This window comes from Myroides pelagicus (assembly GCF_009711055.1).
Taxonomy (GTDB): domain Bacteria; phylum Bacteroidota; class Bacteroidia; order Flavobacteriales; family Flavobacteriaceae; genus Flavobacterium; species Flavobacterium pelagicum.
In genome coordinates this window covers 1-16,969 of record NZ_WMJY01000006.1, presented here as the reverse complement: position 1 = coordinate 16,969, position 16,969 = coordinate 1, and the positions used below count along the sequence as shown (strand labels likewise).

Below are 16,969 nucleotides of genomic sequence, written 5' to 3'. Positions count from 1 at the left end.
CAAACACCTACAATTAGTAGAGTACTACCACAAATTGTACTGTTGAATCTACTATTTTACTTCATTTAATTCTTTAAAACAAGTACTCAAAGCTATCACTCCTTTTTCCATTTCAGCCTCTACTAGATTTCCAAAACTCAAGCGAAATCCCAATTCTTTTCCATGAAAACTATAAGATGAAATAGATTGCAAATCGATTCCTTTACTACGTACTATGAGCTCAAAGCGATTACAATCAATCTTTTCTTTAAGAACAACCCAAAAAGCCAATCCGCCCGAAGGAATCGTATAACTCACATAGGTAGACAGATAAGTATCTAACAACAACTTCATTTGTGCTCTTCGCTCTTTATACACGAGAGAAACTTTTCGCAAATGCTTTTTTATCGTTCCCTCGCGAATAAGTTGGAGAACTGCCTGCTCCATTATAACATCTCCTTGTACATCGATAAGCCTGCGCAAATGACCAATACGATCCAATAAATTCCTATTGGTTGTAATCAAATACCCGATGCGAAGTGCGGGTGCAATAATCTTGCTTAACGATCCTAGATAAACATAATTTTTCAACTCAACATGACTACTTAAAGGCAATACAGGTCGATAATCGTAATGAAACTCATTGTCATAATCATCTTCTATAATCAAAAAATTATAAATATTACTTAAAGCTATTAACGCTAATCGTCGCTTAGGACTCATCGTAACTGTAGTTGGATACTGATGATGAGGCGTAGTATAAACAGCCTTGATCTGTTTATTTTGCTTTAATAACAAGGCTAATTCCTCCACACATAACCCCTCTTCATCTACACCAATACTAATCAACTCAACACCTGACGTCTTAAAGGCTTGCCAAGCTTGGTTATACCCTAACTCTTCCACTACCATACAATCTCCCTTTTCAAACAGACAATTAGCTAATAAATACATAGCCATCTGACTCCCCCTTGTGATGCAAATGTGATCTGAAGTAATATTCATCCCACGTTGAAAATTAACCATTTCTGCTAATGCACTACGGAAATCCAACTGCCCAAAAGGATCAACATACCCCATGAGTTGCCACTTCGCTTTCATCTTAAAAATCTTTCGATAAGCTCGAGCTAATTCATCAACTGGAGCTAACCGACTATCAGAATGACCGTCATTAAAACTAATCCAAGCTTTTCTCGATTCTTCTTCTGCAATAGGCACCAATTCACCTTCACTTTTATCACATCTACTTAACATTGGTAATTCACTGGCTACAAATGTCCCTTTCCGCTCTTTACTCTCCAACCAGCGCTCTGCAATAAGGACATTCAACGCCTCAACTATCGTGTTTCGATTAACACCTAATTCCTTCGCCAATACACGACTACCTGGCAGAGCTGTACCACTCTGCAACCTCCCCATCTGAATATCCTCTATAATAGCATCTGCAATCTGCAAATAAAGAGCCTTTTGACTATCGCTTGTAAGCTCTATCTCTAATTTCCACGGTCTTAACATCTGGACTACCTATTTATACAAAATCTGTATCATTAACATCATCCAAAGTTAAACTACTTTTGCCATAGACAAACAGAAAAATTAGCAAAACAATGAAATTTAAAATTCGAAAGGCAAGTCTAGAAGACATCCAGCAACTTGGACAACTATTCGATGAATATCGTGTTTTTTACCGCCAAATTAGCCATACTGCAAGAAGCACTGATTTCATCAAGCAACGTTTACTGAACAATGAAGCCGACATTTTTATCGCTACAAGTGAAGACAAAGCCATTGGTTTTGTTCAATTATACAAATTATTTCACTATATAAAGCTAGAAAAACAATGGTTGTTGAGTGATTTATACGTGCAACCAGCGCATAGAGGAAAAGGTGTTTCATTAGCCCTAATTCAGCGAAGCAAAGAGTGGTGTATCGAAACAGGAGCTTGTGGATTAATGCTAGAAACAGAAAAAACTAACGATATTAGCAATACATTATACCCAAGATGTGGTTTTATCCTTGATCAAGGACACAACTACTATCATTGGTGGAAATAAAGCCATTTCTAAACAATAACTACTAAAACTAAAAGTGCTATGAAAGAGATTATCTTAAGCAATCTCAACATTATTGAACAACGAATTGCAAACGCTTGTCGCGAATATAACAGAGACCCAAGTGAAGTTAAACTATTATTAGCCACAAAAACCGTTAGTGCAGACAATATCAAAATTGCCATAGAAGCCGGGTACCCCTTAATTGGCGAAAACAAGGTACAAGAAATCAAACAAAAATATGAGATATTGAATACAGTACCCCATCGCAAACACTTCATTGGTCACCTACAAACCAATAAAATAAAGGATATACTTAAACATGATGTAACTTGCATAGAATCACTCGACCGACTAGACTTAGCCGAAAAACTGCACCAGCACTTAGACAGAAGACAGATGAAGATCGATGTATTTATACAGATCAATACGTCAAATGAAGAAAGTAAGTTTGGGATAAAGCCTGAAGAAGCTGAACCCTTTATTAGAGCTGTTGCGAAATTCCCTACTATACAAATTAAAGGATTGATGACAATCGGTCTATTCAGCGCTGAAACAGAAAAAGTAAGACCTTGCTTTCAAATGTTAAAAACTATACAAAAACATATAACAACACTCAATATACCGAATGTTGAGCTAAAAGAACTATCCATGGGAATGAGTAATGATCTAGAGGTAGCTATTGAAGAAGGTGCGACTATACTGCGCATTGGGACAGCAATATTTGGACAGAGAATCTATCCTGATAGTTATTATTGGAATGAAAACAACAATTAAAAAACTCTCTTCTAGCACTTAAACAACAAAGGGAAACTGTGGTTTGACACAGTTTCCCTTTATTTTGTTTTTAATAAATATCAACTAAACGACTAAAACCACTTTCTCCATTTAAAGTAACCAATCATTACCAAGACAATCAGCACCATAGCGCCAAGCGTAAAATAGTAACCATTTACACTCTTTAATTCAGGCATATTTTCAAAATTCATTCCATACACGCCAACGATAAAGGTCAGAGGAATAAATATAACTGACACAATAGTTAGTACTTTCATTATCTCATTCATTCGATTACTCTGAGAGGAAAAGAAGTAATTAGTTGCACTATCAAGTTTATTAAGATTATATTCAATTTGGTCTAATATTTCAGTTGATTTAAACTGTAAACGGGCAAAAAAGTATATACTTGATTTACTAATCACAAATAAATCATCTTTCTTTTCATACTGCTGACTCAAATTGTACAACACCTCTTTTAATGGAGTTACAGCCCGTTTTATATCATTTAATTCTTGTGTAAGTTCCTCTATGCGGATGAGCACCTCATTTTGATAATTACTACGTGAATCAACCAATACTTGTTCCACCCTATCTTCTATAGCATCAAGTGAAATAAAGAAGTTATCAGTCAAAGAATCAATCATACCATAAAGCAAATACCCAACGTCACGCTTTCTGATCTGCCCTACTTTCGTACGAATACGTTCGCGAATCAAGTTAAAAATGGCTCCTCGCTTCTCTTGAAAGGACAATAAAATATTCTCTTTGAGAATAAAACTGATCTGCTCTATGTTTACTACCTCTTCCTCATCACTATAAGGTAAAATAGCTTTTACACTAAAAAACATCACCTCGTCCAACTCTTCAACATGCGTTCTACGAGAAAAGTTTAGAATTTCAGCCATGATATAACTCTCAATAGAAAAGAAATTACCTATTTCTTCTAAAAGTGCAATATCGTGCAAACCGTGCAAGTTAAACCATTTCACAGCTGCTGGATCAGAAGACTTCAAGACTGTTTCAATTTCACGCATACTTAGATCATTGTACTCCACATACCCACTCTCATCATAAATAAATAATTGCATACTAATTGGAACATCAGGAAACGAACCTGAATATTCGAGGAAATTTGGTTGAAGTTTTCTTATTTTCTTATATTTAGTACGTTTCACAATTATTATTTTTGTTTAAACAATTAATGATAATTAACTTCACGCACTAAAGTAACCATTAGAATAAAAGTACATGAAAGTATTAATCAAAAATATAAAAGAATTACTTCAAATACGAACAGAACAGGTAGATAAATTAGCTGGAGCAGATATGAAAACACTCCCTCAATTAGACAATGCCTATCTTATCTTAGAAGGAGAACACATTGCTTCCTTTGGAAAAATGGAGAATTTGGACACTTCAGAAGATTTTGACACTATCATTGACGCTACTGGACAAACAGTTTTGCCTACTTGGATAGATAGTCATACCCATCTAGTCTATGCAGGAAATAGAGAGCTAGAATTTGTCGATCGCATCAATGGTCTTAGTTATGAAGAAATATTCAATCGCGGAGGAGGAATTCTTAATTCTGCTAAAAAACTACAAGAAACCACAGAAGATGAATTATACAATCAATCTAAAAAGCGCTTAGAAGAGGTTATAAGCTTAGGAACAGGAGCCGTAGAAATAAAGTCTGGGTATGGATTAACAGTCGAATCTGAATTAAAAATGCTACGTGTAATCAAGCGTTTAAAAGAAAATTACCCTATTGAAATAAAAGCTACTTTCTTAGGAGCACATGCTTTTCCATCGGAATTTAAAGATAATCACCAAGGCTACATCGATCAAATAATCAATGAAATGATTCCTGCTATAGCAAAAGAAAAACTAGCTGATTTTATTGATGCGTTTTTAGAAACAGGCTATTTCTCCAATGAAGAAACTGCACAAATATTACAAGCAGGTCAAAAACACGGAATGATTGCCAAAGTGCACGTCAATCAATTCACCACTATTGGAGGAATTAAAACATGTGTAGATAATGGAGCCCTATCAGTGGACCATCTTGAGATTGTCAATGACGAAGATATCGCAATTTTAAAGGATAGTAAAACGATGCCTGTCGCATTACCAACGTGTTCATTTTTTATTTCTATTCCGTATACCCCAGCGAGAAAAATAATAGATGCAGGTTTACCATTAGCTTTAGCATCGGACTCTAATCCAGGAACCACGCCATCACATAATATGAATTTCGTAGTATCAACAGCTTGTATTAAAATGAAAATGACACCAGAAGAAGCTATTAATGCTGCAACTATCAATGCTGCTTATGCAATGGGTATAGAAAAAGAATATGGTAGTATTACTGTTGGTAAAAAAGCAAACCTAATCATTACTAAACCATTGCATTCATTTTATGAATTACCATACGCCTTTGGTACAAATAACATCGATAAAGTTATTCTAAAAGGTAAAATACAATAACCTAACAAATTGTGAGATTATGCCAATAGTAAAATTAAAAGTACTTTCCAAACAGGAAGTAATAAACTATACTAATTTCAGACATGGTGAAATAAAGTTTGGAGAGAAAGTGCAACTTTTAGCACCTACAGCAAATTGGGAAGAAGAGCTAAAACTTCAAGAGACTAAATACGTAGTACTTGGCATACCAGAAGATATTGGCGTAAAGGCAAACTTTGGAAGACCTGGAACCAACTCTGCATGGGAATCGTTTTTAAGTGCTTTCTTAAATATCCAGCACAATCGATTCTGTAAAGGCAGTTGGGTCACTGTTTTAGGTCATTTAGATTTTGAAAAGGAAATAAAAGAAGCTAATGATCTGAACCCATCCAACAAAGAACATAGAAAAAGACTTTTTGAATTAGTACAGTTAATTGATAAAGAAGTATCTCACATAGTAACCAAAATAGTTCGTGCAGGAAAGCTTCCCATTATTGTAGGTGGAGGGCATAATAATGCATACGGAAATATCAAAGGAAGCGCTTTAGCTAAAGGAAAGGCAATAAATGCTATTAATTTTGATGCACATACTGATTTTAGACCATTGGAAGGAAGACATAGTGGAAATGGTTTTTCCTATGCTTTCGAAGAAGGCTTCCTTAAAAATTACTTCATCTTTGGACTACATGAAAACTACACATCAAAAAGTGTGTTTATGAATATTAAAGCAAATGCTGAGAGAGTTAAATACAACACTTTTGAGCAAATGAATGTAAGAGGTGAAAAATCTTTCGAAACAGAACTAAATATTGCTCAAAAACACATAGAATACAATCCTTATGGTATAGAAATTGATCTAGACGCAATACGTTTAGTAGCTAGCAGTGCAATAACACCTACTGGCTTTGCTACTGAAAAAGCGCGTCAATTTATCCATTTCTTTGGAAAGTCAAAGAACGCAACTTATTTACATATTTGTGAGGGCGCACCTACCTTAGACTATCCTGAAAATAAGAACCTCGTAGGTAAATTAATCTCCTTTCTAGTAACTGACTTTATTAAAGCAAATAACGAAAAGATATAAACAAAACTAAACAAGGACTAATCAATTGTGATTAGTCCTTGTTTAGTTTTTCTTTATAATATCAATCTATTTATCTATTCCTTGTTTTCCATATTGTTCTAGATACATATCCAGCATCACAATACTTGCCATGGCTTCCACAATTGGCACAGCTCTAGGTAAGACACAAGCATCATGTCTTCCTTTACCTTGTACTATCACCTCTTCGTTATTCTTATTTATAGACATTTGGTCTTTCATCAATGTTGCGGTAGGTTTAAAAGCTACATTAAAATAAATATCCATTCCATTACTTATGCCCCCTACTATTCCTCCAGCATTATTAGTCTTTGTTGTTCCTCCTACAAGAATTTCATCATTGTGTTCACTCCCTCGCATACGTGTTGCAGCAAACCCTCGACCAAACTCAATTCCCTTTACTGCGTTTATTCCTATCATGGCTTTTGCCAATTCAGCATCCAAACGATCAAATACTGGCTCGCCCAATCCTACAGGAACTCCTTGTATAACACAGGTAATAACACCTCCTATAGAATCACCATCTTTCTTTACAGTTTTAATTAAGTCTTCCATAGCAATGGCTATTACCGGATCAGCACAACGCACAGGGTTTTTCTCAATCTCACTAAAGTCTAATTCATGATACAGTTTAGTTACCGTCAGATCACCTACTGAAGAAACATAAGCTGTCACTTTCAACTCCTTTAATACTTGCTTAGCTATAGCACCAGCAACTACTCTACAAGCAGTCTCTCTAGCAGAGCTACGCCCTCCACCACGATAATCACGATGTCCATACTTTTGATCATAAACATAATCTGCATGACTTGGCCTATATATATCTTTTATATGATCGTAATCTTTCGATTTTGAATTAGTATTTTCAATTATAAAACCTATTGAAGTACCCGTCGTTTTACCTTCAAATATACCTGAAAGAAAACGAACTTCATCAGCCTCTTTACGTTGAGTAACAATCTTCGATTGTCCTGGTTTACGTCGATCCAATTCGAATTGAATTAAATCCATATCTAATGAAATACCTGCTGGACAACCATCTATAACTCCTCCGATAGCCTCACCGTGTGATTCACCAAATGTTGTAAGTTGAAAACGTTTTCCGTATGTATTACCTGCCATTTACTATATTTTATTACAAGTTTACTACTTTTCTAAAAAAACTCTACTACAAAGCAATAAAAAAAGCAGAATAAGTACTTCTTCTGCTTTTTTACATTCCATCTCTTAGAAATATTCAAACTTCAACTTTCGTTGAACATAGTAATTAATATACCCTAAGTAATCTCTAAATTTTGGCAAACGATGAGAGTCTTCCACAAACAATATTTCCGTATTATAGGTGATTTTATCTTGTAGTCCTGTATAATCTAACACCTCATCTTGTTTACCGATTAATATAAAGGCATCTTCAGGATTAGTAATCTTTACAATATTCTCTCTCAAATTATCACTAAACAGTAGCTTAGTGTTCAAACGAGCGTCTAATTCTAATAAAGGACTTAATAGTACTAATACAGATTTTAATCCTTTTTCTTTACGCTTATCGCGCAACTGATAAGCTAAATTAGCACCAGTAGAATCACCAATTAGAATCACTTGCTCTTGTTCTGCTAATCCAGCTTCTACCACATTGAGTATTCCTTCTATATCAGATTCTGGCGTCCACTCAACACAAAAGCTAGATGAATTCTTAAACAATTCTTTACAGTCTAAAAATTTACGGGAAGTTTTATCTGAACCATACCCGTGAAAATAAATCATTATCATAGCTAACTTCAATTTAATAGTTAATGTACGATAATATTTCTAAAAACACTATATAGTAAGTCCCTATATCCAGACTTACCTTCTAATCGGTAAATTGACCTAAGAAATAAACATATTTTTAGAATCTTATCTTTTTCTATTGTTTTTTATCTTGATTGTCTTGTTCGTGTATATCTGTCACATCCTCATAAGTATCATACCCCCCATTCTTCTTCTTCTCATACATATTTTTAACGTGATTCAGCACTTCTTCACTTTCTTTCTTGATATCCTCTCGAACATCTTGAAAGCTATCTTTAAACTCTTCCCAAGTAGCAAAGCCTTCTGCTTTTGCACGTTTATAAACAATATCAGCTTTAACTTTTGCTTCATCATATTCTTCCTTAAACTCTTCCCATGCTTCCTTTCCTTCTTCCTTCACTTTAGTATAAGTCTCTCCTGCTTTGTCTCTGAACTTATCTAATCCCACTTTCAGAAAAGCTTCTATCTTATCAGCATTATCACCTACTTCTTTTAGCCCTTTTGACAAATCTCCTACAACCTCTTTTGCCATATCGAAGATATCATCCAGAATAGGTTGCTTTCTTCTATTTGAATTTTCTTTATTTTCCATATTTGTATGTTTTCTATTATAAAAATACGCTTTTTTATTGGTAAACAAAACAATAAACAATGCATTAGGACACTAGTACAAACGAATTAACAATATATTATAACCTCAAAAGGCAAAAAAAGACCTCCCCTAAATATTGCTATTTAAAGGAGGCCTATCTTTATATAATGTAAGTTCCCACTAATTATTATGTGGGTATATTTTTAAAGCTTCTGAGCTCTTCTCACGAACTTCTGATACTAGTTCAGGATGTTCATTTAAGCTTAGTCCAAAAGATGGTATCATCTCTTTAAACTTAGCTTGCCACTGGTCAGATTCGAATTCATCTTTAAAACACTTTGCTAACAACTTCAGCATAATAGAAGTCGCTGTTGACGCTCCTGGTGATGCACCCAATAAAGCTGCAATACTTCCATCTCCAGAGGCTACAACTTCAGTACCAAACTGTAGAATTCCCTTACCACTAGGGTCTTTCTTTATTACTTGAACACGTTGACCAGCATGCTCTAACGTCCAATCTTCCTCTTTTGCATCAGGATAATAAGCTCTTAAGGCTTTATGTCTTGATTTATTTGACTGCAACACTTGTTCAATCAAGTACTTTGTCAAATCTAAGTTCCTTAAACCAGCACCTAACATAGGCCCAATATTATTAAACTCAAGCGATTTGATCAAGTCAAAATAAGACCCTTGTTTTAAAAACTTAGTAGAAAAACCAGCATAAGGACCGAATAATAAACATTGTTTTCCATCGATATAACGAGTATCTAAGTGAGGTACAGACATAGGAGGTGCTCCTACTGATGCCTTACCATAAACTTTGGCCAAGTGTTTTTGTACAATCTCTTGATTACGACAAACCAACCACTCACCTCCAACAGGGAATCCTCCAAAACCTTTACTTTCAGGTATATCTGCTTTTTGTAGTAATAAAATAGCTCCACCTCCTGCACCTACAAAGACAAAGTCAGCACTAATTTCTCTTTTAGCTCCAGACTTTCTATCTGTAGAAGCTACGTTCCACTTCTTACCAACTCTCGTTAGATTAGTCACCTGATTGTTAAATGTAATATTTACTCCATCTGTTTCACCTAAGTGCGAAAACATTTGACGTGTCAAGTCTCCAAAATTCATATCCGTACCATATGGCATATGAGTTGCGGCACATTCTTCATTAGCATCTCTGTTTTCCATAAGTAATGGTGCCCACTCTTTAATCTTCTCCGGATTATCAGAATACTCCATTCCATGAAACAAAGGGTACTTTTGCAATTCCTCAAAACGCTTCTTCAAAAAGCTAACATTGTCTTTTCCCCATACAAAACTCATATGTGGTACTGAATGAATGAATGTTTTTGGATTCTTTAAGACATTTTTTTTCAACAAATATGTCCAGAATTGTCGAGATACCTCAAACTGCTCAACAATATTAATTGCCTTAGTAGCATCGATGCTTCCATCAGCTTTTTCAGGCGTATAGTTTAATTCACAAAACGCAGAGTGTCCTGTTCCAGCATTGTTCATTGCATCGGAACTTTCGGCAGCTGGACTGTCGAGACGCTCAATAACCTCTATTTTTAAATTTGGTTTCAGCTCTTTCAATAGGACACCTAGAGTCGCACTCATAATTCCAGTACCTACTAAAACAACATCAGCCTCTGATTTTTGTATACTTGACATTATTACTAATTTATTTTTCTCTACAAAATTACTTCTAATTAAGAAGGCAAAAGGGTAAACTTTTCTTAAATTATCTTAATCAAATTATTGATTCATATAATCTTGAAGGATGATAGTTGCTGCTATCTCATCTATCAAAGCTTTATCTTTGCGTTGCTTCTTTTTTAGACCACTATCAATCATTGTTTGAAAAGCCATCTTAGAAGTAAACCGTTCATCTACTCTCACTACAACCATAGAAGGAAATTGCTTGTGAAATTGCTCGATAAACGCATTTAACACAGGGGTAACCTGAGAAGGCTCATTATTGAGTCGTTTAGGCTCTCCAATTATTACTTTTTCTACTTGTTCTTTCGAAATATATTCTTTTAAAAACTCCATCAACTTTGGCGTTTCTACAGTAGTTAAGCCAGAAGCTATAATTTGCAATTCATCTGTTACGGCTATACCTGTTCGTTTCTCTCCAAAATCAATTGAAAGTAACCTCCCCATTTTTATTCTTTTTTAATAAACAAATGTTCCATGTGTTGAGTTGATTGTCAACTGTTTTTTATCAGCTGCTTCCACTCTACCTACGATCTGTGCTTTAACATTAAAAGACGCTGAGATAGCTATAATATCTTCTGCTATTTCAGGACTAACATATAACTCCATTCGGTGTCCACAGTTAAACACTTGATACATTTCTTTCCAATCTGTTTTCGATTGTTCTTGTATCAATTTAAACAATGGTGGTACGTCAAATAAGTTATCTTTGATAATATGCAAATTATCTATGAAGTGTAATATCTTCGTTTGTGCACCTCCGCTACAATGAACCATACCGTGTACACTATCTGATTTATATTTACTTAATATTGCTTTAATAATTGGCGCATAGGTTCTCGTTGGAGACAAAACTAACTTCCCTGCATCAATTGGAGAGTCTTCAACTGCATCAGTTAATTGAACCTTTCCAGAGTAAACAAGTTCTTCTGGTACTGAAGAGTCATAACTCTCTGGATATTTTGCTGCTAGCGAATGGTCAAACACATCATGTCTGGCAGAAGTTAATCCATTACTTCCCATACCTCCATTATAGCCTTTCTCATAAGAAGCTTGACCGAAAGACTCTAATCCAACAATAACATCGCCTGCTTTAATATTCGCATTATCAATTACATCACTGCGTTTCATACGTGCAGTAACAGTTGAATCAACAATAATTGTACGTACTAAATCACCTACATCTGCCGTCTCTCCACCAGTAGAATGAATAGTTACACCAAAACCTTTTAACTCTTCTATTAACTCCTCTGTTCCGTTAATTATCGAAGAGATTACTTCTCCCGGAACTAAGTTCTTATTACGACCAATTGTACTAGACAATAAAATATTATCTGTAGCACCAACACATAATAAGTCGTCAATATTCATAATCAAAGCATCTTGAGCGATGCCTTTCCATACTGAAAGATCTCCTGTTTCTTTCCAATACATATAGGCTAATGATGATTTTGTTCCTGCACCATCAGCATGCATAATTAGACAGTAGTCTTCATCTCCTGTTAAGTGATCTGGTATTATTTTACAAAATGCTTTAGGAAATAATCCTTTGTCAATATTTTTAATTGCATTGTGAACATCTTCTTTCTCAGCAGAAACTCCTCTTAAAGCATATCTATTATTCGAACTCATATTTAGTGTGTTGTTGTTTGCGCGCAAATTTAATGCTAATGTTTTTGTAAAACAATGTTATTTTACTTCAAACACATTTTATTTTAAAAAAAGGACCTTTTGGGCACAAAAAAAATCTACTATATCACCACAGTAGATTTTTCCCTTATTTAGCTAGATTACTTGTAGCACTTCTATAAGTGTATCTATCTCTTCTTTTGTGTTTTCATGACTAAATGACAAGCGCAAACTTGGTTTCTTTAAATCCTCTTCACACAAAAACTGTGATAACACATGGGAAGGTTTTTGGCTTCCAGATTGACATGCACTTCCTCGAGACACAGCAATTCCCTTCATATCTAATTGAAACAACATCATAGCTGCTTTTTCTTCCGATAGTGGTAACAACACGTTCAATATATTATAGAAACCTACTTCATTTCCATTAAACTTAATCTCTGGAAATACTTTACACAGTTCCTCTTTACAATATGCCTTTAGCATACCTATATGTTCACTTTCCTCATCTAATAACTCATAAGCCATTTCTAAAGCTTTTGCCATTCCGACAACTTGATGAGCCGCTTCGGTTCCTGCTCGTAGTCCTTTCTCTTGTTCCCCACCAAAAATAACTGGTTTCAGTACATTTTTTTTACGAATAAATGCGAAACCTATTCCTTTTGGTCCATGAAATTTATGTGCACTTGCCACTATAAAGTCAATTGGCAATTCTGCTAAATCAATTCTTTTTTTCCCAATTGACTGGACAGTATCACAGTGAAACAACGCATTGTATGTCGTACATAGCTGAGCAACATGCTTTAAATCTAGTTCTGTTCCTACTTCATTATTCACATGCATTAGTGAAACTAATGTCTTCTGACTTTCATCTTTAAGTAGCTCTTCTAGCTGTGTATAATCAATCTCACTACTTGGCAGTATATCCAAAAACACGACCTCCACATCGTACTCTTCAGCCAAATTATTAATTGAATACAATACTGCATGATGTTCAAGTTTAGTTGAAATAATACGCTTTACGCCTAAATCACGAATACACGAACGCAATATCCAGTTATTAGCCTCTGTTCCACAAGAAGTAAATATAATCTCAGATGATGTTGCATTAAATTGTTTAGCAATTGTCTTTCTAGCATTTTCTATAAGTGATTTTGCATGCCTACCAATTGCATAAGTAGAAGAGGGATTTCCATAATCATCTCTCAATACTTTTACCATTTCTTCTACTACTTCAGGACGAACTGAAGTTGTAGCTGCGTTATCTAAATATATTTGTTTCATTATAGTTGGTTTATTTATATTCCTTAAATATGGTTAGTTTTTTATTAGTTTCTCATCGGGGTACGCAAATGTAATAATTCCTTAAAAATTTAAAACAATACTTGCTATAAATATTCAAAGACAAGTCTGACAATTCTATCATTTATCAATCTGATCAATAGCAATATTCTGATTTTTCAATACTTTTTTTGCTACTAACCCAAAGATTAATAAATAGACAAAACACAACACGCACACAATATAAGAATAATGAATACCTATAATATCAGCAACTTTACCTTGTATTGGTGGGATTATTCCTCCACCTAGTATCATCATAATCAAAAACGAAGATCCCTGTGCTGTATATTTACCTAATCCCATAATAGAAATATTAAAAATCGCAGGCCATAATACACTACAAGCTAATCCTCCTGCTAAAAATGCATAAATAGCCGTCATTCCTGTACTAAACAAACCTATTAACATAGCTACCAATCCAAAAAGACTAAACAAAATCATCGTCTTTGCTGATTTATTATTGCTCCAAAATGAAAATAAAACTTGTATAGCTACACAGATACTGTAATAATACAAATGCTCAATTGCATTTCCTGCTAAACTATTAGCAAGCAAAACTACCCCAAATGCAACAAAAGGAACGATTACTAAAGCGAATATACGCTTTGTCTTATTCAAATTAAACACGCTAACTGCTCCTGCCCATCGACCAATCATTAAGCTCCCCCAATACATTGATAAATAAGGCGCTATTTCTGAGGATTGCAAAGAACCAAACTCTTCTAATTTTAACAATTCACCCAGATTACTTCCAATACCTACTTCGACACCTACATAAGCAAATATCCCAAACATACCTAAAAGTAATTGTGGATATTGCATCGCTCCCCAACCTTCTTTATCCCTTTTACTTCTAAAAAAAGCAAAGGCAATACTACCGGCAACTACTACTAATACAGCAGATAATAATGTAATTCGCTTATTTTCTATAGGTGCTTTTGCTGAGAGAATTTCCGCTTTTTTCTCCAACAACCAAGCTTGATCATCTTTACTTAACGCTTCTTTCTGATCTAACACAGCCGACTGACGCTTGTATTGCGCTTCTAATTGCTCAACCTCTAAAAAAGCTTCGCTTGTATAAGAACTAAACACTGAAACAAACAAAGCAATCAGCAACCCTGTCATCACTAATAGTAACTTAATTGACTTATGTGCTGGTTCTATCTTTTCATGACTAACCCCTGCAGGTATTTTTTTTGAAAAATAAAACATAGCTGCTGCTAATAAAAACAATCCACCTACTGCAGCATATAAGAAGACCATCTTATCCAAGCTCAAATGTTGAATCTGATCATCGGTTAGACTTGTTGTAGAACCAAACAAAGCATAAGCCATTAACAAAGGACCGATAGTCGTCCCCAAAGAGTTAATCCCCCCTCCAAGACTTACGCGGCTCGTACCTGTCTTCGGATCTCCTAAATTAATAGCCAAGGGATTAGCCGCTATTTGTTGAAGTGAAAAGCCTAACGCCACAACAAACAAACCTACTAACAAAGCTGCATAAACACTTACTTGTACTGCCCAAATCATCGCTGCTGCACCAATAGTAGAAAACAACAAGCCATAAACAATAGACCGCTTAAACCCCCAACCATTCACTACATCTTTTCGCTTATACGAACTCACTAAGAAAAGCCCTAAAGCCCCAAGGTAATAAGCTGTATAAAAAGAGAAATCAATTAACTGAGATTGGAACTGATCTAAGTGAAAAAATGCCTTACAAAAAGGAATAAATATGCTGTTTCCAGCCGCGAAAAATCCCCAAAAGAAAAACACTGTTACTAAAGTGTATAAAGCTGGGTAATTGGTCTTAATCGTAGATTGACTCATCTGAGGTTGTTTTTTCATTTGTTTTAACATTTTCAAAGATAACCAAATCTACTTTTAAACATTCAAAAATGAGGTTTTATGCAAAGAAAAAACTATTTTTGCCTCTATTGAACTGATTTATTCCAAACGTATGAAAAAGGTAATCTTCACGCTTAGCTTTGCAGCACTAACACTATTAAGTGCTTGTAATGACGGTGATTTAGTATATAACGATATTGATTTTAGCAAAAATACTACAGTTAACAAATGTAGTACAACAGGTGCTGAAAAAGTACACTACAAAATTCAGGACAAAGAAGCGCTACTCTTGTTAATCGATACAAATAATCTCATGGCTGATCCTACAACCAAACTTGTGGATACGCCGATTGACGGAACAAACACCTCTTTAGAGTATAGAAAGTACAGCGATAAGCTGAGTCAAGAAAATATTTGTAAAATCCCCGCACCTGCTTTTCCAAATGTAACTACGAGTATTCATGCTTCACCTGGAGGAACTGTGCGCACTGAACGTGTCATTCATGTAAAAGAGAATGCAAATAATAGTTCTGGACTGACTTATCAGTATGCCTTTACACTACTGAATGTCAATTTCCAAGAGGGCGATACAAATATCAAATACGACAAAATGTTCTTTGGCACATACACTTACGACGCTCGTACCCTAGACTTTAAGTTTACCAATACAGATAACACATTAAAAGAACTCAACAGCTGTAATGATCAATATATTGCACTATCCGATAAAGAAGCCTTATTTATCAATCTTTCTTTAGCAGATCTTCCTACAGAGGAAACAACAACTGCTAAAATAATCAACCTAGGTCAGGATAAGACAGCTACCTTCAAGCAATACAGGAAAGCAGGTATCAACATTGATCAAGTGTGTGCTAACTCTGGTAATATCCCTGGATCAAATGACAACAACATCAATCATCTACAAGAGTTATGGATCGCTAACGAAGGGCAGATAAGCATAAACTCACGCCGTGCTATCCTTGGTAATGGCGAAGAAGGAAAACTTATTCATGAAATCACTTTAGTCAATGCACTATTCATCAAAGACCAATTTGCTGATAAAGTAATCCAAAAAAACAATATTATTCTAGGTCAAATTGCTCAATAGCAACTAACAAAGTACTAAAAAGTTTAATAACATAGAGTGTAATAGCTCAAACAAAAATAAGAAATAATAATAATAATAATAATCGAGTAGGAGGCTGAAGATTATTTCTTCAGCCGACCTCTCACACCACCAGGCATACGGTTCCGTACCATGGCGGTTCTTAATTTACGATACTTTTAGGTAAATGTCATTCAGAAATGTATAGCCCGCTTTCCTTAGAATCTGAATATTCAATGATGTTTTTAAAATGGGACTCAAGGCTACACTACAACAACCCTTTCGGGTATTAGCCCATTGATAAGCTTGATTAACTTTAATACCTATCTTTTTAAGATTGGTGTATCTTGTCCTATTATTCTTCCACTTCTTCCATATAAATATCCGTATTCTTGACTGAAGCCATTTATCTATACGCTTAATCTTATCTGACATATGTGCTAGTTTGAAATAGGACACCCAACCTCTTACATACATCTTTAATGTTGCTTTGAGTTTCTCATATCCTTGTCCATTACTTCGTTTAGTAATTACTCTTAATTTATCTTTGAGCTTAC

The 16,969-nt window shown here is 34.9% G+C and carries 16 protein-coding genes; 5 read left to right on the top strand and 11 right to left on the bottom strand.

The genetic code is table 11. From position 1 onward, the window contains the following. Positions 1 to 51: 51 nt before the first annotated feature. Positions 52 to 1,494 (bottom strand): MocR-like pyridoxine biosynthesis transcription factor PdxR, encoded by a 1,443-nt coding sequence (gene pdxR / locus GJV77_RS03955; protein WP_155035053.1) that lies wholly within the window; start codon positions 1,492 to 1,494, stop codon positions 52 to 54. A 92-nt stretch (positions 1,495 to 1,586) separates the two neighbouring features. On the opposite strand from pdxR, the gene GJV77_RS03950 reads away from it, so the two are divergent. Together GJV77_RS03950 and GJV77_RS03945 are read left to right on the top strand one after the other, a co-directional pair. Then, positions 1,587 to 2,033, top strand: a complete 447-nt coding sequence (locus GJV77_RS03950) for a GNAT family N-acetyltransferase (protein WP_155035052.1) — start codon at positions 1,587 to 1,589, stop codon at positions 2,031 to 2,033. A 39-nt stretch (positions 2,034 to 2,072) separates the two neighbouring features. After that, the gene (locus tag GJV77_RS03945) at positions 2,073 to 2,807 is read left to right on the top strand and encodes a YggS family pyridoxal phosphate-dependent enzyme (protein ID WP_155035051.1); all 735 of its coding nucleotides are present in this window, start codon (positions 2,073 to 2,075) and stop codon (positions 2,805 to 2,807) included. Positions 2,808 to 2,899: 92 nt separating this feature from the next. Here GJV77_RS03945 and corA read toward each other — a convergent pair whose 3' ends face one another. Beyond that, complete coding sequence (gene corA / locus GJV77_RS03940; RefSeq protein ID WP_162521559.1) at positions 2,900 to 3,985, bottom strand: magnesium/cobalt transporter CorA; 1,086 nt, start codon at positions 3,983 to 3,985, stop codon at positions 2,900 to 2,902. 73 nt (positions 3,986 to 4,058) lie between these two features. Here corA and hutI point away from each other — a divergent pair, with 73 nt between their 5' ends. Together hutI and GJV77_RS03930 are read left to right on the top strand one after the other, a co-directional pair. Continuing rightward, positions 4,059 to 5,297: an imidazolonepropionase gene (gene hutI, locus GJV77_RS03935; protein ID WP_155035050.1), complete on the top strand. Its 1,239-nt coding sequence runs from the start codon at positions 4,059 to 4,061 to the stop codon at positions 5,295 to 5,297. Positions 5,298 to 5,316: 19 nt separating this feature from the next. After that, positions 5,317 to 6,360: a formimidoylglutamase gene (locus GJV77_RS03930; RefSeq protein WP_155035049.1), complete on the top strand. Its 1,044-nt coding sequence runs from the start codon at positions 5,317 to 5,319 to the stop codon at positions 6,358 to 6,360. Between the two features lie 66 nt (positions 6,361 to 6,426). Here the strand turns inward: GJV77_RS03930 and aroC are convergent, their stop codons facing one another. The 8 genes from aroC to GJV77_RS03890 form a co-directional block, all read right to left on the bottom strand. Further along, entirely contained in the window at positions 6,427 to 7,500 is a 1,074-nt protein-coding gene (aroC, locus tag GJV77_RS03925) for a chorismate synthase (protein ID WP_155035048.1), read from the bottom strand. 105 nt (positions 7,501 to 7,605) lie between these two features. Further along, positions 7,606 to 8,148: a YqiA/YcfP family alpha/beta fold hydrolase gene (locus GJV77_RS03920; RefSeq protein WP_240142813.1), complete on the bottom strand. Its 543-nt coding sequence runs from the start codon at positions 8,146 to 8,148 to the stop codon at positions 7,606 to 7,608. A 136-nt stretch (positions 8,149 to 8,284) separates the two neighbouring features. Further along, on the bottom strand, positions 8,285 to 8,761 hold the full coding sequence (locus GJV77_RS03915; RefSeq protein ID WP_155035047.1) for a hypothetical protein: 477 nt from the start codon (positions 8,759 to 8,761) through the stop codon (positions 8,285 to 8,287). Between the two features lie 180 nt (positions 8,762 to 8,941). Beyond that, positions 8,942 to 10,441 carry a malate dehydrogenase (quinone) gene (gene mqo / locus GJV77_RS03910; protein WP_155035046.1) on the bottom strand — a complete coding sequence of 500 codons (1,500 nt, stop codon included), beginning with the start codon at positions 10,439 to 10,441 and terminating at the stop codon, positions 8,942 to 8,944. Between the two features lie 84 nt (positions 10,442 to 10,525). Then, complete coding sequence (gene ruvX / locus GJV77_RS03905; protein WP_155035045.1) at positions 10,526 to 10,933, bottom strand: Holliday junction resolvase RuvX; 408 nt, start codon at positions 10,931 to 10,933, stop codon at positions 10,526 to 10,528. A 12-nt stretch (positions 10,934 to 10,945) separates the two neighbouring features. Beyond that, positions 10,946 to 12,118: an AIR synthase related protein gene (locus GJV77_RS03900; protein ID WP_155035044.1), complete on the bottom strand. Its 1,173-nt coding sequence runs from the start codon at positions 12,116 to 12,118 to the stop codon at positions 10,946 to 10,948. A 153-nt stretch (positions 12,119 to 12,271) separates the two neighbouring features. After that, the gene (locus tag GJV77_RS03895) at positions 12,272 to 13,399 is read right to left on the bottom strand and encodes a cysteine desulfurase family protein (protein ID WP_155035043.1); all 1,128 of its coding nucleotides are present in this window, start codon (positions 13,397 to 13,399) and stop codon (positions 12,272 to 12,274) included. Between the two features lie 138 nt (positions 13,400 to 13,537). Continuing rightward, positions 13,538 to 15,289 (bottom strand): MFS transporter, encoded by a 1,752-nt coding sequence (locus tag GJV77_RS03890; protein WP_155035150.1) that lies wholly within the window; start codon positions 15,287 to 15,289, stop codon positions 13,538 to 13,540. A 130-nt stretch (positions 15,290 to 15,419) separates the two neighbouring features. Between GJV77_RS03890 and GJV77_RS03885 the strand changes: the two genes are divergently transcribed. Continuing rightward, positions 15,420 to 16,415: a hypothetical protein gene (locus GJV77_RS03885; RefSeq protein ID WP_155035042.1), complete on the top strand. Its 996-nt coding sequence runs from the start codon at positions 15,420 to 15,422 to the stop codon at positions 16,413 to 16,415. Between the two features lie 165 nt (positions 16,416 to 16,580). Here GJV77_RS03885 and GJV77_RS03880 read toward each other — a convergent pair. Beyond that, positions 16,581 to 16,969, bottom strand: a 389-nt coding sequence (locus GJV77_RS03880; RefSeq protein ID WP_317162544.1) for a group II intron maturase-specific domain-containing protein, incomplete at its 5' end; no start/stop codon positions are given.